Source organism: uncultured Porphyromonas sp. (genome assembly GCF_900541275.1).
Taxonomy (GTDB): Bacteria; Bacteroidota; Bacteroidia; order Bacteroidales; family Porphyromonadaceae; genus Porphyromonas_A.
Window position 1 is genome coordinate 1 of record NZ_UQJH01000023.1, and the last position, 19,966, is coordinate 19,966.

Consider the following 19,966-nt stretch of genomic DNA (forward strand, 5'->3'; position numbering starts at 1 on the left):
TCGCGCCGCAGATCTCCTCTGCATAGCTGTAAAGCTCAAATGCGTCACCCCTATATGTAGACAGAGCCTTCTCGGAAACCACTTTTGGAAAAGCTAATTTTGCCCCAAAAACCACTTTTGGAAAAGCTATTTCGTATCTTCAGCCACCTGAGCAAGTAATACTACAGATCCGCTGTGGATGTTCGGGCTGCTCTACTGATCGGGGTCGTTGGAGAGGCGTGTGAGGAGGTCACGCTCGCGGCGAGGTAGTCCAGCGACTACCAGCTCATAGGAGCGGGTGATGAGGTGCCGGACGATCTCCTCCGGGCAGTCGAGGTCGAGCCGGAGGGAGGTCCAGTGCTTCTTGCTCATATGGTAGGCGGGCATCAGGGCGTCGTACCGGGCGTGGAGCGGTGTCGCCTCCCGGAGGTCGCTCTTGAGGTTCAGGAGCGGATTGCCGTCGTGGTCCTCCAGCACCAGTGCAAAGATCCGCCCCTGCACGCGGTAGAGTACGGCGTCCCACGTCTCCTTGTACTCTTCGATAGCGCCGGGGAGGCTGAGGCAAAGGTCCGGGATGAATGAGTAGTCGCTTCGCATATCCCAAAGGTACAGAGACCTTTGCATAATACCCCATCTGCAGCGTCACTTTCGAGATTCGGGCTTGGTCATGTGCGTAAGCACACTCCCTTCGCCCTCACTCTCAGTTCCTTGCATCTGGGGTGTTCTGCAAAGTCCCTGCCGAAAAAGCACCGCTTTTTCGACGAAAGACCATTTTGCAAAGGTCTTACAGAAGATAAATCAAAAGGGGGGCTGTGTCTCGGCATGAGACGCAGCCCCCCTTTTCGTTGGGTATCAGATGTCGGCCTTGTGGATTAGCCGAAGTTGTCGAAGTAGATCTGCTCGTCCGGTACGCCGAGGTCATCGAGCATCTTGAGCGCGGAGGCGGTCATCGGACCGGGGCCGCACATGTAGTACTCGCAGTCCTCAGGAGCAGGGTGATCCTTGAGATAGGTGTCGTAGAGGCACTGGTGGATGAAGCCGGTGTAGCCGGTCCAGTGGTCTGACTCGGGGGCGGCGGAGAGAGCGATGATGAACTTGAAGTTCTCATTCTCCCGCTCAATCTCGCGGAAGTCCTCCTCGTAGAAGATCTCCATCCGGGAGCGGGCTCCGTAGTAGTAGGAGACCCTACGGGTCGTGTGGGCGGTCTTGAAGAGCCAGAGGATCTGGGCACGGAGCGGAGCCATACCGGCACCACCACCGATGTAGATCATCTCGGCGTCAGAGTTCTCGTTGATGTGGAAGTCTCCGTAGGGACCGCTGAGGCGCACCTTGTCACCCGGCTTGAGGTTGAAGATGTAGGACGACGCGATGCCGGGAGGCACCTTCATCCAGCCACCATTCTTCCGGTCAAAGGGCGGAGTGGCGATGCGGACATTAAGCATGATGATGTCGCCTTCCTCGGGGTAGTTGGCCATAGAGTAGGCACGGGTGGTCTCCTCCTCGTTCTTTGCGGTGAGGGGCCAGAGCTTAAACTTATCCCACTCGCCCTTAAACTTCTCATCCACCTCCATCGTGGAGTAGCTGATGTCGTACTCGGGGATGGTGATCTGGGCGTAGCTACCGGGCTTGAAGTCCATATGCTCGCCCTTGGGCAGTGCGACGACAAATTCCTTGATGAAGGAGGCGACGTTGTGATTGGAGACGACGGTGCAGTCCCACTCCTTGACGCCAAAGACGGACTCCGGTACGCGGACCTTCATATCGTCCTTCACCTTGACCTGGCAGGAGAGGCGCCAGTCGTTCTTGATCTCCTTGCGGGAGAAGTGCGGCACCTCGGTGGCGAGGATCTCGCCTCCGCCCTCCATCACCTGGCAGCGGCACTGACCGCAGGAGCCCTTACCTCCGCAGGCGGAGGAGAGGAAGATGCCTTGATTCTGTAGCGTATTGAGGAGCGTACCACCCATGGGTACGGTGTAGGTCTTGTCGTCATTGACCGTCACCTCGACGTTGCCGACCTTCACGAGCTTCGCCTTGGCGAAGAGGAGGACGATGACGAGGAGCAGGATGACGATGAGGAAGACGGCCACACTCGTCAGGATCGCTGTAGTAGATATTGCAAGTAGCATTTCTTTCTTTTTTCCTTGGGTAAAAAGGGTGATCTCTGACGAGGACTTAGAGGGCGAGACCGGAGAAGCTCATGAAGCCAAAGGCCATGAGACCGGTGATGATGAAGGCGATGCCGAGGCCCTTGAGCGCCTTAGGTACGCGGGAGTACTTCATCCGCTCGCGGATAGCCGCCATGGAGGCGATGGCGAGGGCCCAGCCGATGCCGGAGCCGAAGCCGTAGGTGAGGGCGTGTCCCACGGTGGGGAAGGCACGCTGCTGCATGAAGAGCGATCCGCCGAGGATGGCGCAATTGACCGCGATCAGGGGCAGGAAGATGCCGAGTGAGTTGTAGAGCGCTGGGCTGTACCGCTCCACCACCATCTCCACAAGCTGCACAAAGGAGGCGATGACGGCGATGAAGATCAGCAGGCTGAGGAAGCTCAGGTCTACGGAGGCAAATTGCGGGCCGAGCCAGGAGAGGGCTCCGGGCTTGAGGATATAATTCTCGAGCAGCCAGTTGATCGGTACGGTGAGGGTCATGACGAAGATGACGGCGGCACCGAGTCCGATGGAGGTCTTCACACTCTTCGAGATGGCGAGGAAAGAGCACATCCCGAGGAAGTAGGCGAAGATCATGTTATCCACGAAGATCGACCGGACGAAAAGGCTTAGATATTCTCCCATAATGATAATCGATTGTTCTCTATGTGATACACTTGAGCCTTAGGGCTTACTCCTCCTCCCACAGCTCGTGGTGACGGCTGCGGTGGACCCAGATGATGCAGGCGATCAGGATCAGCGCCATCGGCGGCAGGATCATAAGGCCGTTATTCATATAGCCGGCGGCATAGAAGCTGTCGGGGATCACCTGATAGCCGAGGAGCGTGCCGGAGCCGAAGAGCTCACGGAAGAAGCCGATGATGACGAGGATGATGCCGTAGCCGACACCATTGCCGATACCGTCGAGGAAGGACTGCCAGGGACCGTGGGCGAGGGCAAAGGCCTCGAGCCGACCCATAAGGATGCAGTTGGTGATGATCAGTCCGACAAAGACGGAGAGCTGCTTATTGAGGTCATAGGCGTAGGCCTTGAGTACCTCGCTGATCACAGTCACGAGGGCGGCGACGACGACCAGCTGCACGATCATACGGATGGAGTTGGGGATCGTCTTGCGGAGGAGGGAGATGATGACGTTGCCGAAGGCGACGACGATTGTCACCGAGAGCGCCATCACGATGGCGGGCTCAAGCTTTGAGGTGACCGCGAGAGCGGAGCAGATGCCGAGCACCTGGACGATCACGGGGTTATTGCCACTGATCGGTCCGAGGAGGATGTCCTTATTCTTTAGCTTTGACATAATCAGTTATTCTGCTGCTTGAGGTTATTGAGGAAGGGCTCATACTGCGTCAGCACGTCGAGGAGCATGTTATTGACTCCCTTAGAGGTGAGCGTGCCGCCGGAGATGCCGTCGACATAGTCGCGACTCTCATCCGTCTTGCCGTGCTTGACGACGGCGATGGAGGTGAAGCTCCCATCACGGTAGAGGTGCTTGTCGCGGAATTGTCCGCTGAAGGGCTCGTGCGTGATCTCAGCACCGAGACCGGGGGTCTCGCTGGCGTGGCTGAAGTCTGCCCCGAGGACGTTGTCCCCGTCACCTGCGACGGAGATGTAGCCCCATATCGGGCCCCAGAGGCCGGCGCCGTAGAGTGCCATGACGTAGGCCTTCTGTCCGTCGAGCGTGGCCTCAAAGACCGGGTAGCTCTCCTGCTCGGCAGGAGAGCGGAGCTCGGCGATGTCGTAGCTGAATGCGGGATCGTTCGTGCCGGTACCGCGGGTCTCCTCGATGACGTTGCCCTCGCGATCGATGAGGTAGGCGTCGGTGATGGTAGCATTGTAGGTGTCGATCACCTTATCCTTAGCCACCCCGGAGATGCCGAGGGAGCGGAGGATCTGCTCCATCTTGTCGATATTCTGATTGTCGATCTGTCGATCCTTGAGGGACTGTGAGGTGAAGGCGAGCCCTACGGCCACCAGGATGACCATCACAGACGCATAGAGGATCACATAACCGTTGTTTTCCTTATTCATAGTCTTTTATCGTCCTTCAGGGATTACTTGGAGATCGCCTCAGCGTGAACGGCGGCCGCCTTATTGGCGCGCTTCGTGCGACGGCTGACATTAGCTTCCACGACGAAGTAGTCGATCAGCGGGGCGAGGGCATTCATCAGCAGGATCGAGAGCATCATACCCTCGGGGTAGCCGGGGTTGAGCACACGGACGCAGATGGCGAAGAAGCCGATCAGGAGACCGTAGATCCACTTACCTGTCTCGGTGCGGCTGGCGGTGACCGGGTCGGTCGCCATAAAGACGGCACCGAAGGCGAAGCCTCCCAGCATCAGGTGACTCCAGGCGGGCAGGGTCATGGCGGGGGTGGCGCCGATGGCATTGAACATCAGTGCCGTCAGGAAGCCGCCACCAAAGGTGGCTACCATGATCTTCCAGCTGGCGATGCCGGTGCAGAGGAGGATCAGCGCACCGATGGCGATGGCGATGATCGAGGTCTCACCGATCGATCCGGGCATCAGTCCGGAGATCATGTCCCACGAGGTGAGGGGCTGACCGAGCGCTGTCGTGAGCGTGCCGGCGGTCTCCTCCGTCCAGGTGGCTACCTGACCGAGCGGGGTGGCACCGGTAAAGCCGTCCACCACCTGGTCGCTGCCGCCAAAGCCGAGCGCCCGACCGGTCGGTACCCAGACGTCTCCGGACATCTTGCTCGGGTAGGAGAAGAAGAGGAAGGCGCGGGTGACGAGGGCGACATTGAAGATATTGTATCCGCTGCCGCCGAAGACCACCTTAGCAAAGATGACCGAGAAGACGATCGCCAGAGCGAGCATCCAGAGCGGCACGCTCCATGGCACGATCAGCGGGATGAGGAATCCGGTGACGAGGTAGCCCTCGGAGATCTCCTCGTCCTTGATCTGCGCGTCGGCAAATTCGATCGCCAGACCGACGATGTAGGAGACGAGGAAGCGGGGCAGGAAGGCGAGAAGACCGTACCATAGGCAGCTCCAGAAGCCATACTCGGCCAGCTGACCTGTCACAAGGAAGTGCTGGTAGCCGAGGTTGTACATACCGAAGAGGGCGCACGGGATCAGCGCCAGCACCACGGTGATCATCGCACGCTTCATGTCGATGCTGTCGTGGATGTGTACGCCGCGACGACTTGTCTCCGTGGGCACGAAGAGGAAGGTGCCAAAGCCCTCATAGAGCGACTTCGCCCAGTGCATCGGCTTACCCTTCTCAAACTTCGGTGCTAAGTTGTCGAACTTTTTCTTAAAAGAATTCATGTATGTCTCTACTATGGGATTGTGTGGCGTGAGCACTCACGCCGGTCCATCGATCAATTCATCTCCTTATAGAGCTGGTCCAGACCATCGCGAACGATAGCCTGCAGGGGCAGCTTGGAGGTGTCGACAAATTCGCACAGAGCGAAGTCCTCCGGCACCACCTCGTAGATACCCAGCTGCTCCATCCGCTCGATGTCAAAGGTGATGATCGCGCGGATCAGTTGCTCGGGGAAGATGTCCATCGGGAAGACCTTGTCGTACTCGTTGCTAAACATCAGCGGGCGCTCCGAGCCGTGGAGGCGGGCATCGATGGCATACTTCCGCTTCCCGGTGAGCCAGGAGGTGAAGGTCCGCGAGACGGAGTACTTGTCCAGTCCCGGAGCCATCCAGCCGAAGAGCTCCACCGTCTCGTCCCCCTCGGGGATCGCGGTGATGATATTGGTCTGAGTGGAGAGGAAGGGGTGGCTCTCAGTCACCTGCAGTCCGGTGAGTACGTCGCCGTCGATGAGACGGAGGTGCTCAGCCGTGTGGGCGATCTTGTCGGAGACGATCTCCTCGATCCGAGCACCGGCGCGGACGACGGTGATCCCTCTCTTCTCCATCCAGGTGCCAGCACAGGCGACACGCTTCGTCAGGTCTACGTGACCGGTGGTGAGGAAGCGTCCCAGCAGGGCCATCTCCGTCACGGAGAGGGTCCAGATGACCTCGCCCTGATTGATCGGGCGGGTATGATTGATCAGCACGCCCACGTTGCCGGCAGGGTGGGGACCCTTCACCTCATACTCGCGGACACCCTTCAGCCCCAGAGCCTCGCCGGGCGCATAGCCCATATAGACATCGCCCTCGGTGAGCTTACTCAGCACATCGGCAGCGATCTGGAGATACTTCTTGTCCTCTCCGAGGAGCGCCATCGTATCGGGCAGGAGCGGGGCGGTGAAGTTGGCGGTGACATAGATGTCCCGCGGTCTCTCTGTTGGGTCCGGCACCATATCGTAGGGGCGCTTACGGAGGAGAGCGAGCATACCGCTCTGCATCAGGAGCGAGAGGAGCTCCTCACGGCTCCGCGAGGTGACGTCCGTCACATCGAAGTCCTTATACGTTACGTCGGCGTCTGCCTTGATCTCGACGTAGAGGATCTTACGCTTCGCACCGCGCACCACCTGCACCACCTCGCCGCTGACGGGGGAGACGAGGACCATCTCCGGGCAGGACTTGTGGTAGAGGACAGGACTGCCGGCCATTACACGATCGCCTACCTGCACAGACAGGCGGGGCTGTAGCCCCGGGAAGGATGTCGGACTAACGCCATAGGACGACCCGACAGAGGAGGGGATCACCTCCTCAGATGCGTCGCCAGCCAGTCGTATGTCGAGACCCTTCTTGATACTGATCTCTTGAGCCATATACTATCGCTACTCTATTTTTTGGGATTTCTGTCTTTATTGTACTAATGACACGCAAAGGTACCTATTTATTTTAGAAAAAAATATCCAATTGTCCTCCCCTCCAGGGCTGACGCATTTGAGTTTTACCACTATGAAAGAAGCACCTCTCTGAGGTGCTTTGCGCCATTGGGTTTGCGGATGGTGGCATGGCGGTGGTCCGGGGAGGGAGAGCTGGAGAGGGAGGGAGGCCGGAGAGGGAGGACCGGAGAGGGCTGGCGTCCGACTTGTCCGACCCGTCCGATAGACTCCAGCCTTGCCCAGCCTCGTCCGATAGACTCCAGCCTCGCCCAGCCTCGTCCGAGAGAGCCTTGATTTTCCCCCTCGCTCTCACGGGCAATTCTTTTACCGATATTAGAGATCTCTAATATCGGTATTAGTGATCTCTAATACCGGTATTAGTTTTGTGCGAGAGCGACCGCACAAAAAAAAGCTCACCACCCTGTAAGTCGTCAGAGTGGGGAGCCCCCATCACGATGCTTATGGAAAAGCTTTGTCGTAGCTCACAGGTACCCCTTTCCTGAAGCATCTCATAGGATAGAGCCTCCTCCCCACCCCGAGGGCGGGGGTCTCCCTGCAGCATCTCCTCGGGACACCTTTTCCGGAAGAGGCAGCGAGGAGCGCCCTGGGTGGAGCGCTCCTCGCTGAGAGCGGGTGGGGGCTTCCTGTATGAGAGAGCAGCCCTGCATCCACGAGGATGAAGGGCTGCTCTCAGTCAGCTAATAAGCCGATGCTATTGATCAGCGACGAATGTACTTCTCCCAGTCGCTCTCCTGCACGTTATTGAAGGGTCTCACAACGACCGGGGAGCTTCTGTGGATATCAGCCTGATACCTCTCCTCCGGAGCACCGGTCCCGAATGTGAACAGAAATACAGGATAGTGGGCCTGAGCAATGTACGAGGTGGCAACAGCAAAAGGTACCTGCCCTGTCCCGGATGTACTATTGCCACTCCACACACCAAATAGGGTCTCCATAGTGCCATTGAAGGTGTTATAGATGCGAGTTGCTGTTCCATCCATCATAAACACAGCATTATTCATCCGCATTCGATCAGCGTTTACCCTATTGTCTCCCCAGAACATCCTGGTGGAGCTGTAGCCCGGGATCGGGATACGGAATCCATAGGGGCATGGATCGAAGACCGTCTTAGTCAGGACGCGCATAATGTCCGTTCGCTGAGAGCACGATGACTCATTACCCACCGGTGAGCCTCCGCCCCATAAGCCGTAAGCGCCGAAGGACGAGGTCCCACCGAGGGATATATTGGTATTGAGCGTCTTGCCTCCCTCTGTCAGCCACTGGTGACCACCGGCATTACCTACAAGGACCATCGGATACTCAATGGACTCTCGCAGGGAGATCGTGGTTGACTTAAGGAGCTTAAAGCTCACTTGCCTTCCGTTATGACCAACGAACCGGGTCGGTCTTCCGATGGCATTGATATAGCGCGGGAATGGATCCTTACGACCAAACTGGTAGTGCATTCCGACGCGTCTGTAATTAAGATCTCGTAGATTTCGATTGTTTTGTACAAAACCAGCTGTATTCTTCCACTCCTGCGGGATATCAAAGGCACCGAGTGCATAGGGCCATACCTTCACGTCGTAGGACCAGTCGGTACCATAGTTCTGCGGCTCCTTGGCACTATCCCTATGTAAGTAAGTGATTGTCTTTCGATCAATTGCCGATTGATCTCCCTTATCTAAGGGGATCTCCCCCGGGCGATAGAGTATCAGGTGGAAGCTCCAGAGGATAACGTCCTTGCCTTGCTCTGCCGGGTCCAGGAGCGAGGCGCGGTGGTTATCCACTCTCTTCTTGTCCTTATCTCGGACACAGAAGACGAGATTGCCGTAGTTATCAGCTCCATCATCACCGGGCAGCACATAGGCGTATCGCTCACCCTTTATCTCCACCGGGACCAAGAGCTTCAGCGGGGCAGTACCATCCTGCTTAATAGGGTTGCGTGCAGGCTCAGACCCCTTCTCAGTCACGCTCTGGATGTCTGTCCAAAGCACCTCCAGAGAGATATTGTCGTCGTCATCGAGGCGATTGAGCTGATTGCGCTGCTTATAGGACTCCCAATTCTCAAATGGGTCGATCTTGGCGGTCTTGTCGTTTTTGTGCTGGTAATTATCATCCACCCATCCGAAGGGGGTATCGAAGTTTTCCTCGTAATAGCGGGCTGCGTGATTGATCCTCCTCTCAATAGGGATAAGCAGACCGGTCTCGCCTAAGGTGATGGGATAGGAATTGGCCTCCGGGAGGAAGTAGCCTGCGACAAAATTGGTCTGGATCTTAGTGACCTTATCTTGATTGGCCAGCTGCTTATTGTAGAGCGGGAACTTCCACTCCAGTGACTTCATTGTGGTACAAGCGACCCACATCACGTGACCATAGATGATCTTGAGGGCATCGGCCTCTGCTGCCCTAAACTTGAGCGGAGATCCATTTGGCGTGGGGGCTTCCTCTGTCTTCACGCTCTTCCAGTTATTCATCGTGTTGCTTGAGTCGTAGTCAAGCTTAACGAACTTACCATCCTTATCATAGTACCCGGTGACGATGGCGAACTTAGAGGACCCGTCGGCATTGGCATTCTCGTCACTCCGTGCGGACTTGTCGATCATCTGATTATCCATCCAGATGATGTAGGGGATGTTGCTGCGGACGTAGAACTGCTTGTCCGTACCATTCATGAAGTAGGTGGCAGCACCGCCCTCCCCTAGCATAGGATTGGTAAGATCCTCGTCCTCGTAGAAGACGATATTGTACTCAGTCTGAATGATCGAGAGCGTTGCCTCAGCCTTCTCACCAGATTGCTCGGTGATGAAGTGGTACTTATTCTGTCGCGTCTCGAAGGGATTCTTTGGGTTTTTGAGAGGTTCTGCGGTGACCTCAAACTCATAGACTCCCGCGGAGACTTCCTTAGCTGTCTCTATAGGCGGTCGTGAGGGTGAGGCCGCAGGAGCGCCGGTAAAGGTAAAGGGTGCCCTGGTCTCATCATTTACAGCTGAGATACGTGCGGCAGGTGTGACCCTGACGTAGAACTTCATCTTCCCTACCGTGTAATTATTGTCGGGCGTATCCTTACCTCGCTCGTCGAGCTCGATGTACTGGAGCTCCTGGGTACACTCGGGGTCAGAGAAGATCTCTATCCTTAGGTCAAGGGTATTGAGCTGAGTGATGTCGAGATTCCAGCGCATACGACCGGCTTGGATATAGGCTCCGGAGAAGTCTCTCTGCTCCGTCGTGGACTTAGTCACCTCGAAGGTCACGATCTTCTCATCGGTAGCATCGGTAGCACCGGGGTCGCTGGGCTCAATCTTGAACTTGACCCAGTCAGGTAGTCCCTTTACCTCAAAGCCCCCGGGCCATGAGGTCTGGACCTTGGTGGAGAAGGTGCCGCCATTCTTGTGAAACAGCAGCTTATCATTCTGCACGCCGAGCATATACTGGCCGTCGTAGACGACATTGGAGAGTGTAGACTCGTCCCATACCACGACGTTGTACATGATGTTGGCAGCCGGACCCTTCTTGGCCTCGTCTTCGCTGTCGAAGCCGAGGCCACCGATATTCGTAACATTGACCTTGTAGCGGAAGTTACGCAGCAGCGATAGGTAGGTATACTCTGCAGTAGCCTCCTTACCATTCTTCTCGAGGAAGTCAACGCGGAAGTAGGTCTCCCCGGAAGCAGTACCATCAGTCTGCTTGTAGGAGAGCTTGAGGATCAGATAGGGGCGGGAGAGGTAGACCTTCTCAGTACCCGGTGTGGTCGATGCTCCGGCACTGGCGCTGGTCGGCTCGGGATTAATCGTCTCGGGGACGTAGATGGTGCGCTTAAGGAGATTATTCGTCGCCGTATAGGTGAGGGCATCCTCGTGCTTAGTGGGAGTGGTAGGCTGGGTAACCTTGTTGGCCTTGGGCTTATCTTCATCGAGATCGTAATTGTCGGCATCGGGAGCAATGCGTCCGTTCTTGGCTGCGTTGTAGAGCTTCACCTCCAATAGGCTCCACTGGACCTTCATAGACTTCCTGGTTTTAGGGTCGACAATGTCGGAGGTGAGCGTCTGTGATTTCTCATCAAAGTCCCCATCCTTGCCAGCGGTACCCTTTGCTGTCATATTGAGCCCGACGTCTATACGTGCCACTGCGCGGAGCAAGTGGATGGTACCGATGGTCCGTACAGCGGATACATCGGGATCGATAGTCTGCTGTGCGAGCTCGCCCCACATAGGGAGTCCCGTCTTGGTGAAGTCTGTGTCGGCGGTGACGGTGTACTCAAAGTTCTTTAGCACCTCAGCTTTAGTCCCTGAGACCTTCTTCACTTTATCTTCTTCAGATAGGTTGGCAAGGACGACAAAGGTAAGTCCCTCTCCAGGAAGAGCGAGGAAGGTGATTTCTCCCTGCTGATGGTCCCCGTTTGAGGGGGTGATCTTTGTCACCTTGGCATCTCTGAGATACTCTCCGGTACTCTTAAAGATCATCACGCGGGTGGTGGCGGGCTTGAATTCACTCTCCTGATCTACGGTGAGTGCGGCGCGAGTGGTGGGAGTCCTGAGTGCAGGGGTGTCATAGGTGAGAGACACCGTGACAGCGCCATCCAGTCGATCACTGCCGCCATCCCCGATCTGCTCCGGAGAGGCGGGATCCGGCTGGGTGCGATCCAGTAGCGTGTCTCGACATCCGACAAGGGAGAGCGCCAGCAGGAGCAGAGCCCCCAGCGAAGCGACATATCTCGAGTAAAAGGGTTTCATGTCAGTATATGTATGTATCATTATTATATCAATGTATCATCAGCGAGACAGCCATAGGTAGTCCTGTGGAGTCTGCGCGAATAGGCTATTCGGATAATCTCTTACCAAGGGATGTCCACCGGCTTATCCTCCCACGTCTCGACGATGTACGGCACGACACCCGACGGGGTCTGCTTAAACTTGATGTGGAGGTTGTACCAGGTGTTGCGGTGTACCTCCAGGAGGCCGGTCTCGGAGTTTTTCTCGCCGTAGGGCAGCTCAAAGACCTTGGTGCCGCGTGTCTCACTGGCCTTGCCGGTCTTAGGATCAAACTGACTGAGCACCACGTAGATGGTATTAGGCTTGTCACCTAAATTCTCAGGGACAAAGAAAGCGTTATATCCCACTCGATCCGCTGTCATATAGCCACGATCATTGACGCCTCCGCCCTTCCAGGTAGTTAAGTTATTTCGGTAGTCCCAATAGGCGGGGATGACTTTCTGCTTCTCGCCCTTAGGCACCAAGGGACCTAAGTTTTGGGTCATGAAAGTCTGTATGGCATCCCAGTTGTTGGGGACGATGGAGACAACATTTGGCATCTTGGCCCAATACACCTCATCCACAAAATAATCAAAGTCTGAGGATACCTGACTGGGGAGATCCCAGCCAACGGTGACTACGGCAACAGCGCGCTCAAGGTAGATGGTATTGATCTCCTTGGGGGTATCGCTCTTCTTCTCAGAGCCTATGAGCTTATCTTTGTTGGCTGAGGAATCAACATTGTAGAGCCGCCCATACATAGGGATGTAGGCACTCTCGAATATTGAGCTATCCGGATCTCTATCGTATGAATAATTAACGGGCTTCCATCCTTCATTGGCACCGGGACCGAAGTAATCCTTAGTCTTTGCTAATCTTTCCTTCCACTGAGCAAGGTACGTCGCAGAGTACATTGCTTCGGTCTCCGTCACAGGAATAAAGGGGCTACTCAGATCAAGATAGCCGTATTCTTTACTCCAAAAGTCTGCCTTAAGGTAAGAATTAGCAAGGAAAGTGAGTGTACCATCCTTAGGCAAGCTATAAAAGGTGATGGTGACTTCGCTATTCTCATCTGTGCGAGATCCTGACGAGATGCCTCCCTGATAAGGGACAGGAATATTTCCGGTTACTTTATAGTCCTCGTCGCTCAGCTCCGGGATGTGAATGTTTCGGATCCAGTCTGACTTATAGACTTGTGCACCGCCACTCTCACCATAGATATAGAACTCAGGGGTCTTATGGCTCACTGTCTTACTTGGAGCACTATTCACCGTCGCATTCTCCTTATCCTCTTTGGTGTAGTCCCGACTGAGGTCCCCCACAGCGCGCGTGACGGCCTCTACAGGGCGTATCTGCTTATTGGGACCTACGAGGAAGGAGACGGTAAGGGGCTTCTCCAGCTTATATGTGCTGGGCGTCTCCTCACCCTGCGTCGGCTCTACCAAGTCGATGGTACTCTTCTGGCAGGAGTGGAGCAGCGGGAAAGCGAGTGCTACTATAAGAGACGAGAAAGTATGTGTTGTCTTCATGGCTTATCTTGTTTCCAAAGTGGATCTACACCCTCATCGTCTGGATTAACCTCAAACGTCTGATCCACACGCTTCCAAGGATAAACCAGCACCCCACTCTGCTGTACCTGCAGCTCGTCGCCGTAGAAGGTGAGGTCGATGTCGTAGATCGTATTGCGGCGGATGGAGTAGTAGTCTGAGGCACCGGTCTCGTTGTGGAGCGGGATGCGGTAGACGTAGTCCTTACTATCGGAGAGACGCCGGAAGGTCAGCTCGATGCGGACAGAGGAGGCTCCTGCCTCGGTCTCGCCTACCTGCCCGAGATAGAGGCTGGGGAGGTAGAGGTGGTAGGGATTCTCGTCGGTGTCATTCCAGACTTTGGTGTAGAAGAGTGGCGTGTGCCAGAGCTTCCGGAGGCCTCCCTTGGTGCCGTTATTGATAACATTCTGCCACGCCTGGGACTCGGATAGGTTACTTCCGTCCTCCCATCCGTTAGAGGTGATGCCCTTATCCGCAAGTATGGTAGGGGAAGTATAGCCCACAGACCGGACAACCTCCTCGAGTGCGGTGTACTCTCCGGCGGAGGGCAGGATGGGATAGGAGTAGCTGGTCCCACTCGCAGCGGTGGTCGCAAGGATCCTCATCCCCTTGAGTCGATAGTCGGAGGGACGACGAAGGGTCTCTGTGCCACTCTTGTCCTTGTGAGACTGGAGGTACTCACCGCCCTTACTCTCTGTCGTGGTGAGGAAGAGATCGACCCGGGCAAAGATGCGCTCCATATTAATCACCGGCTCTAAGGGCTTGGTCGGTGCCTCTGAGGGCACGGTGATCACCTGCTGCCCGAGGATCGGGAAATCCTGATGCTTAGAACTATTGCCAATGTAGACCTCTGTCTGATCCGGTCTAGCGACAAAGGTACGGTTGCTGTGAGTAAGACCCATAAGTGCACTAACTGTCACAGTTCCCTTATCCTTTGCAGCATTCCGGAGTGCAACAGAATTAGCCACGGTGATAAAGGTGTAGCGACCCGGCTTAAGGGCCAGCTCCATGACCGCCTCTCCGTCGTTATTGGTAGTAAAGGACTTGGCCACCACATTGGTTCCATTAAGCTTATCTCCGGTTATACCACTATCATCTCCTGACCCGTAGTAATAGATCACCTGCGAGGCCTCTGAGCCAAACTCGGGGATGACAAAGAGGAAGATGTCACGGATCGCCTTCTCACCACCCTCAGCATCCCTGGTGAGCTTCTCAAAAGTATCGGTAGCGGTGCTGGTATTGACCACTACAGCACGAGTGCCGGTGTGGGTACCGGCGTAGCCCTCCACCGCCGCCATGATGCGCACGGTGCGGGGGCAGGCGGCGTCTATCTCCTCCTGGGTGGGAACCAAGCTGCTGTGGCACGCACCGAGGACGAGCAGGGCTGTGGCGAGGAGCGCTGACCGGCAGAGCCGCCTCAGGAGAGGGGCTGTGTATATGCTGTGATTGCTATTCATGCTATTCTCACTCGTTATTTCGTTTTGCCCAGCAGATCGTAGGACTGGTGGATGTAATTCCACTTGAGCACCGTTGCCTTGACCCTGATGGTGATCTCCGGATTGTTGATCGGTGGGATCTCAGGATCGGGATCGGGCTCGAGGGGGTTGTCGTCGGGCTTAGGGATGTAGGGATCTTTGGGATCGACCGGGTCGTAATTGTACCCCAGACCATTGACTCCCTGTATCTCGAGGTCGTAGATGTTATTGCGTCGGGTATCGCAGTTGTAGATCTTATTGGGCTCGCCCTGAGCATTGAGGGGCGTGAGGTAGACCATCCGCCCACCGGCATACTTCCGGGCGCTCTTATTGCCATCTGCCCTGGCAGCGAGGAGCGTATCGTAGATGATGCCATTGGCTCCGACGTAGAAGGTGCCGGGCGTGTCGTGCATCAGGAAGAACGTATCTCCCTCGTGAGAGTCCATCAGATCAGGTATGGAGAAGCGTGACGAATCGAAGAGCTCCTTTTTCTTCGCCATATCCCAACTCGGTATCTCCGTGACACAGATCCAGTACCAGCGATCCTTCATAAAGTCCTCCGAAGAAGCATCCTTAACGTGCTTCCTCATCTTTTCCCAAGTCTCTAAACTCCTCTTAAAGGTACCGGGCGCATTTGGCAACTCAGATGTCGTGAGCTTCCGTGCATCTTTCTCTGTGTAGACCACGCGACTCATAGCAGAGAAGTAGGGGAAGGCCTTCTCATTGAACTCGCCTCTCTTTCCCTTGCTTATCTTGCCGAGGTCACCATAGACCTTGGCATAGGTGACCTTGTCGTAGCCGATCGTGCGGGGATAGGGTTTGCTCTGCCCCTTGGTCTCCTCGAGTGCATGCTCGTAGAAGTAGATCCCGTCGGCGACAGACTGCTTCCCGCTCGCTGTTGCTGACAGCTTCTTCCAGGCAAAGTTGCCTTTGTCATCGGGATTCTTGATCACATCCGAGAGCTTCATCAGGCCGCTCTCAGCGGAGGCGGTGCTGAGTCCATCGTAAAGGCCATCTATCCCCATGGTGCGCTCACCGGCATGATATCGGTAGAGGTAGACCTGCTTGCCGCTACCGGCGACAGCCCAGTGCAGGTTGGCGATCGTGCCGGGGACCCCGGTGGGGGTAAAGCCGGACTTCTTGTAGAGCTGAGCCTTGGAGACGACACGCTCGACAGGGAGAGGCTCATCCTTGGGGAAGACATTATCGCCCGGTCTTGCCGGTGTCACCACATCGGGCTTGATATCGGCACTGAGATTGACAGCTCCGGTCATGGTGAAGCCTTTCTCATCCATCAGTAGGCTGATCTGATCGAGACCTATAGTGGTCTGCTCACTGCGCGAGAGGGTATTCAGGGGGAGGGTGTGACCATTGAGGAGGATGGTGTAGTCTCTCTTCTCAGAGGGATTCTGCACCCCATTGACCTTAAACGTCGCTTGGTAGATGGGTGCATTCCTCGTGTCGGGGGTAGCCTGCATCCAGCCCTCCTTGGCGAGCCAGAGGTTGAGCATATGGACCGCTCCCTCTCCGCTCCCATTGAGCGGATCAGCATTACTCTCCGAGACAGCACGAGGGGACATGGTGCCAATGACCGAAGTACGGAGAGTGACCATAGTCGACGAGGTGCTCTCCGTCGCGGGCTCACTTGTGGAGACGTTGCTGCGACACCCGGAGGCGAGGAGCAGCGTCAGCGCAAGGAGAGGGGTCGCTATGTAGTGGTCGAAATATCTCATGGCAGTCATCACTTCAGTATCACGTTCCGGTAAACCAAGTTCCACTGCTTGACAGTGACGGCGACCATCATCCAGGTCCCTTGGTCGGTAGGCTCAAGCTCGACGATCATATCAATAGGGCGCCGGCAGAAGTTGACCTTCATCCGAGGGGTGAGATGGAAGTAGTCACCGAAGGTGGTCTCGTAAAGGACCTTACCCTCGCTGTCGCTCAGTGCCAGCTTCGTCTCCGCTGCTCTGTCAGCGACAATGCGGAAGAGATCCATCGACACTGTACCAAATACCTCATCGCTGACGACGTGAAGGGGCTGACGGTAGGTCACCTCACCGGCCTGGGGGAGACCACTTGCGAGGAGGGCATTCTCCGGCGTGGTCACCTCGAGGGTGTAGGCTCCGGCGGGGAGGCCCTTGACGGAGAAATTGAGCGTATGGAGCTTCTCCTCCATCCCCATCACCAATGTATCGGTGACGGTACCTCGGGACGCATAGCCGGTATTGTCGTACTTGTCACTGATCCCGTACCAGATATCCGGCAGGTCAGCGTGCGTCTGCGGGGTCGTCTCGAGGGCGAGGAGCAGCTGATCTATAGAGGTAACCTCATCGAGACGATAGGGGGTGAAGTCCTCGGCAAGGAGCGAGACAAAGGTGAGCTTACCATACTCTCTCACCACCACATCACAGAAGGAGTTCGCTGTGGTAGGAGGCGTCTTCTGCTCGGGTAGCTCCAGCTTGACCCTCGAGCCATCGGTGCGGAAGGCCATCACACGGAAGTCCCTTCCCTTGGCAAGCGGGGCATACTTATCGGGCACAGAGCCCCCGCACGGAACAGCGTACTGCATCTGCAGCCTGACGATCTGCGGACAGTCGCTCAGATCCTCGTAGACGCAGGGGTGACACCCGGTTAGGAGTAATCCCATCACTCCGAGCAGCGAGGTAACTATCGTGAGTGGTAAAAGTCTCTTCCTCATATCTGTCTCATGGTTTCCCATGCACTTACATTTTCAAAGCTTCGCTCTCCCTTAGTGGATGGGGGGAGTCATTCTCTATATCGTGGGCAGGTGGGCGGTCAAGCCCGCCTGCCCTATGCCGGCTAAGCGCCGGACTTAATCGGGAAGATCTCTCGTGAGAGATGATCAGTGCTTAGAGAGGGTAACGTCGCGATCAACAACGTTCCAGGGGAGGATCTGCGTGAAGAATGCAGCGAAGGTCTCAGCCTCGTCCCAAGAGGGATCACCACCATCAGGAGGAGTGGTAGGCTCGTCGGGGTTATTGGGCTTCGGGATGTTCGGATCCTCGGTATCGTTCGGGTCGTAGTTCATACCAACCTTCTCGAAGGCAGTAACGTTAACGACGTAGATGTTGTTACGGCGAGTATCAGCGTAGATAGTGGTCTTACCACTCTTGACCTGGTTCCAGGGCATACGATAGACGCACTTACCATTCTCGTACATGTAAGACTTCTGACCGGGAGCGGTAACGCTAAGCTTAGCAGCCTCTGCGCTGGCGTAGAAGACACCATCGGTCTCACCGAGGAAGAAGGAAGTACCGGGAGCGAAGCTCTCAGCCTTGACGAGAGTCTGCACTACAACACCCTCCTGACCACCGTCAGCCTGATCCTTAGGCTCGGCGGTAGCGGGATCAAAGTACTTATTGGTGCCCTTCTGTGCCTTAAAGACATTCTTGATGGTCATGACCTCCTTCGGAGTGTATACACCGTATACCTTAGCATATGCGTTACGGTGTGCACCGAGGTTAGCCGCATCTGCAGGGTTGGCAACGGAGTTCTCGAAGAAGTAGTAACCGGCCTTAGCGAAAGGCGTGCTGTAGTCAGCCACCTTAGCAACGAGAGCGCGGTCAGTCAGCTCAGCGAACTGGAACTTCTCACGATTAGCCTTATCCGTGGTGGCGTCATCGTCATAGGTTGCAGTGGTAACTACACCATCTACGAGAGACTTGAAGTTAGCATACTTATTAGCAGCACCCATCTTGCGCTCACCGGCGTAGTTTCCGAAGACGTAGGTCTTCTTAGCACCCATGGCACCACCATACTTCAGCCCGGTGAGGTCACCGAGGTTGTCCGTGGTAGTAATAGCCTCAGAGGTGTTGAGAGGAGTGGTGACGATACCCTGAGCCACGACGCGCTCAGCATTCAGCTGGAAGCCGTTCTTATTCTCATCGGGAGCGTTGAGAGCATTGACATCCTCCTCGCTGATCTTGGGCTGTACGACGAAGGTGGCGACCTTAGAGGTCATAACGAAGCCCTTGGTGTCATCAGCATAGGTTGCAGCAGTCTCTGTATCAGCAGAAACAAACTCAGCAGCAGCGTTGACAACTCCGGGCAGAGTGATGCCACCCTTGTTGAGTACAAGAGCGAAGGCACGAGATCCTGCCTTGGTCTTGAATGCATTGGTCTTGTAGTACTCACCTATCTGCTTGAAGTCAGTACCAAGGGTGGTGAACTCCAGAGTAGGCTCGTTAGAGATCAGAGAGATGCTCTTGACAGCACCCTCCTCGGCACGACCTACATTGTCAGTCTCAGCACGAAGCTCGTTGCCGGCGCCGATGGTGAGAGAGGCGTAGGTGTTGCCCTGAGCGACCTCAGGGGTAGCCTCGTTGTTGGTTTTGTTGCAGGCAGCGAAGCTGAGAGCTACGAGAGCCGCTGCAACGGTAGTTGTTACTTTTCTCATAATTGTTTTGAGTTAGTGAAAAAGAAACTGTTGTTAGTAATATAGTAATGTAATTTCAGTCGTATCGGACGGCGCTTATTATCGGACGAGTCGGACAGTGCGATGTGAAGTCCTAATATATGTCAAGTAGTCTACCGGGCACCGCTGTGCCCGGTAGATAAGTCCCTATCAGAGGCTCTCGAGGAGCTTGCGGAGCTCGGCGAGGTTGTCGGCGGCACGCTTGTCGCCCTTGGCGATGGCCTCGCTGAAGCACTTCTCCGCCTCATCGTACTTGCCGGTGAGGGCAAGGGCGATACCGCGGTTGTTGAGCGTCTCGGCTGTTGGAGCCTTGACCTGACTCAGTCGGGTGAGGGCGGCTGCGGCATTCCCGCTCACGAGCTCAGCAGCGGCAGCGTTGGTCAGCGCAGCGGGCTCATTGGGGAAGTACTTCTCGGCAATGGCGAAGACCTCCTTGAAGTCCTCACTGCCGACCGGATAACTATTGGCTACGAGGTACATCTCGTTAAGGCTGAGGAGCTTCGGTGCGGTCTTGATCCGCTCCCGTGCCTCCTCGAGGTTGAATCCCCGGACGGTGTAGGCAAAGGCATAGTCCGTGCGACGCACCTTGGCATAGAGACCGGCGTCAGACACCAGCTCGCGGAAGGGGGCACCGCCATTGAGGGCGCGCACCTTCGGGTCGCGGGCGTCACCGCCATAGTTGTCGATGATCTGCTGCAGGTCAGCCTTATAGCTGAGGTCGGACTCACGGACGAGCTTCTCCACGCCTGCCCAGTCCTCACCACGTCCGGCGATGGTCATGTCAGTCCGCTTGATGCCGTGGGTGCGACTGAGGTAGTCGGCAAAGGACTTCGCACGGCGCTCGGAGAGTGCCTTATTATACT

At 55.9% G+C, this 19,966-nt stretch carries 14 protein-coding genes; all 14 read right to left on the reverse strand.

Features of this window, described 5'->3' with window-relative positions:
* Positions 1-192: 192 nt before the first annotated feature.
* On the reverse strand, positions 193-576 hold the full coding sequence (locus tag QZR17_RS07315) for an MmcQ/YjbR family DNA-binding protein (protein ID WP_297129513.1): 384 nt from the start codon (positions 574-576) through the stop codon (positions 193-195).
* A gap of 275 nt (positions 577-851) precedes the next feature.
* The gene (gene nqrF / locus QZR17_RS07320; RefSeq protein ID WP_297129515.1) at positions 852-2,105 is read right to left on the reverse strand and encodes an NADH:ubiquinone reductase (Na(+)-transporting) subunit F; all 1,254 of its coding nucleotides are present in this window, start codon (positions 2,103-2,105) and stop codon (positions 852-854) included.
* A gap of 46 nt (positions 2,106-2,151) precedes the next feature.
* Positions 2,152-2,769 (reverse strand): NADH:ubiquinone reductase (Na(+)-transporting) subunit E, encoded by a 618-nt coding sequence (gene nqrE / locus QZR17_RS07325; protein WP_296164665.1) that lies wholly within the window; start codon positions 2,767-2,769, stop codon positions 2,152-2,154.
* A 46-nt stretch (positions 2,770-2,815) separates the two neighbouring features.
* Positions 2,816-3,442: an NADH:ubiquinone reductase (Na(+)-transporting) subunit D gene (locus QZR17_RS07330; protein ID WP_070466798.1), complete on the reverse strand. Its 627-nt coding sequence runs from the start codon at positions 3,440-3,442 to the stop codon at positions 2,816-2,818.
* Positions 3,443-3,444: 2 nt separating this feature from the next.
* Positions 3,445-4,173, reverse strand: coding sequence for an NADH:ubiquinone reductase (Na(+)-transporting) subunit C (nqrC, locus tag QZR17_RS07335; RefSeq protein WP_297129519.1), 729 nt, complete (start codon positions 4,171-4,173; stop codon positions 3,445-3,447).
* Between the two features lie 23 nt (positions 4,174-4,196).
* Complete coding sequence (locus QZR17_RS07340; RefSeq protein WP_297129521.1) at positions 4,197-5,432, reverse strand: NADH:ubiquinone reductase (Na(+)-transporting) subunit B; 1,236 nt, start codon at positions 5,430-5,432, stop codon at positions 4,197-4,199.
* A gap of 53 nt (positions 5,433-5,485) precedes the next feature.
* Positions 5,486-6,835 carry a Na(+)-translocating NADH-quinone reductase subunit A gene (locus tag QZR17_RS07345; protein WP_297129523.1) on the reverse strand — a complete coding sequence of 450 codons (1,350 nt, stop codon included), beginning with the start codon at positions 6,833-6,835 and terminating at the stop codon, positions 5,486-5,488.
* Positions 6,836-7,614: 779 nt separating this feature from the next.
* A complete protein-coding gene (locus QZR17_RS07350) occupies positions 7,615-11,628 on the reverse strand; it encodes a FimB/Mfa2 family fimbrial subunit (protein WP_297129525.1) in 4,014 nt (1,337 codons plus the stop codon).
* Between the two features lie 101 nt (positions 11,629-11,729).
* Positions 11,730-13,175, reverse strand: a complete 1,446-nt coding sequence (locus QZR17_RS07355; RefSeq protein ID WP_297129527.1) for a hypothetical protein — start codon at positions 13,173-13,175, stop codon at positions 11,730-11,732.
* On the reverse strand, positions 13,172-14,650 hold the full coding sequence (locus QZR17_RS07360) for a hypothetical protein (RefSeq protein ID WP_297129529.1): 1,479 nt from the start codon (positions 14,648-14,650) through the stop codon (positions 13,172-13,174). Before QZR17_RS07360 ends, QZR17_RS07355 begins: the two co-directional genes overlap by 4 nt.
* 14 nt (positions 14,651-14,664) lie before the next feature.
* Positions 14,665-16,401: a fimbria major subunit gene (locus QZR17_RS07365; protein ID WP_296163668.1), complete on the reverse strand. Its 1,737-nt coding sequence runs from the start codon at positions 16,399-16,401 to the stop codon at positions 14,665-14,667.
* Between the two features lie 8 nt (positions 16,402-16,409).
* Positions 16,410-17,366: a FimB/Mfa2 family fimbrial subunit gene (locus QZR17_RS07370; protein ID WP_296163682.1), complete on the reverse strand. Its 957-nt coding sequence runs from the start codon at positions 17,364-17,366 to the stop codon at positions 16,410-16,412.
* Between the two features lie 165 nt (positions 17,367-17,531).
* A complete protein-coding gene (locus QZR17_RS07375) occupies positions 17,532-19,085 on the reverse strand; it encodes an Mfa1 family fimbria major subunit (RefSeq protein WP_296163716.1) in 1,554 nt (517 codons plus the stop codon).
* A 168-nt stretch (positions 19,086-19,253) separates the two neighbouring features.
* Positions 19,254-19,966 (reverse strand): tetratricopeptide repeat protein (locus tag QZR17_RS07380; protein WP_296163718.1); only part of this gene is annotated, 713 nt, incomplete at its 5' end.

Bases quoted from the DNA above. Each gene is read 5' to 3' on its own strand.
- QZR17_RS07330 (WP_070466798.1), bottom strand. From the start codon at position 3,442: ATGTCAAAGCTAAAGAATAAGGACATCCTCCTCGGACCGATCAGTGGC.
- QZR17_RS07350 (WP_297129525.1), bottom strand. From the start codon at position 11,628: ATGAAACCCTTTTACTCGAGATATGTCGCTTCGCTGGGGGCTCTGCTC.
- nqrC (WP_297129519.1), bottom strand. From the start codon at position 4,173: ATGAATAAGGAAAACAACGGTTATGTGATCCTCTATGCGTCTGTGATG.
- QZR17_RS07365 (WP_296163668.1), bottom strand. From the start codon at position 16,401: ATGAGATATTTCGACCACTACATAGCGACCCCTCTCCTTGCGCTGACG.
- QZR17_RS07315 (WP_297129513.1), bottom strand. From the start codon at position 576: ATGCGAAGCGACTACTCATTCATCCCGGACCTTTGCCTCAGCCTCCCC.
- QZR17_RS07345 (WP_297129523.1), bottom strand. From the start codon at position 6,835: ATGGCTCAAGAGATCAGTATCAAGAAGGGTCTCGACATACGACTGGCT.
- nqrF (WP_297129515.1), bottom strand. From the start codon at position 2,105: ATGCTACTTGCAATATCTACTACAGCGATCCTGACGAGTGTGGCCGTC.
- QZR17_RS07340 (WP_297129521.1), bottom strand. From the start codon at position 5,432: ATGAATTCTTTTAAGAAAAAGTTCGACAACTTAGCACCGAAGTTTGAG.
- QZR17_RS07375 (WP_296163716.1), bottom strand. From the start codon at position 19,085: ATGAGAAAAGTAACAACTACCGTTGCAGCGGCTCTCGTAGCTCTCAGC.
- nqrE (WP_296164665.1), bottom strand. From the start codon at position 2,769: ATGGGAGAATATCTAAGCCTTTTCGTCCGGTCGATCTTCGTGGATAAC.
- QZR17_RS07355 (WP_297129527.1), bottom strand. From the start codon at position 13,175: ATGAAGACAACACATACTTTCTCGTCTCTTATAGTAGCACTCGCTTTC.
- QZR17_RS07360 (WP_297129529.1), bottom strand. From the start codon at position 14,650: ATGAATAGCAATCACAGCATATACACAGCCCCTCTCCTGAGGCGGCTC.
- QZR17_RS07370 (WP_296163682.1), bottom strand. From the start codon at position 17,366: ATGAGGAAGAGACTTTTACCACTCACGATAGTTACCTCGCTGCTCGGA.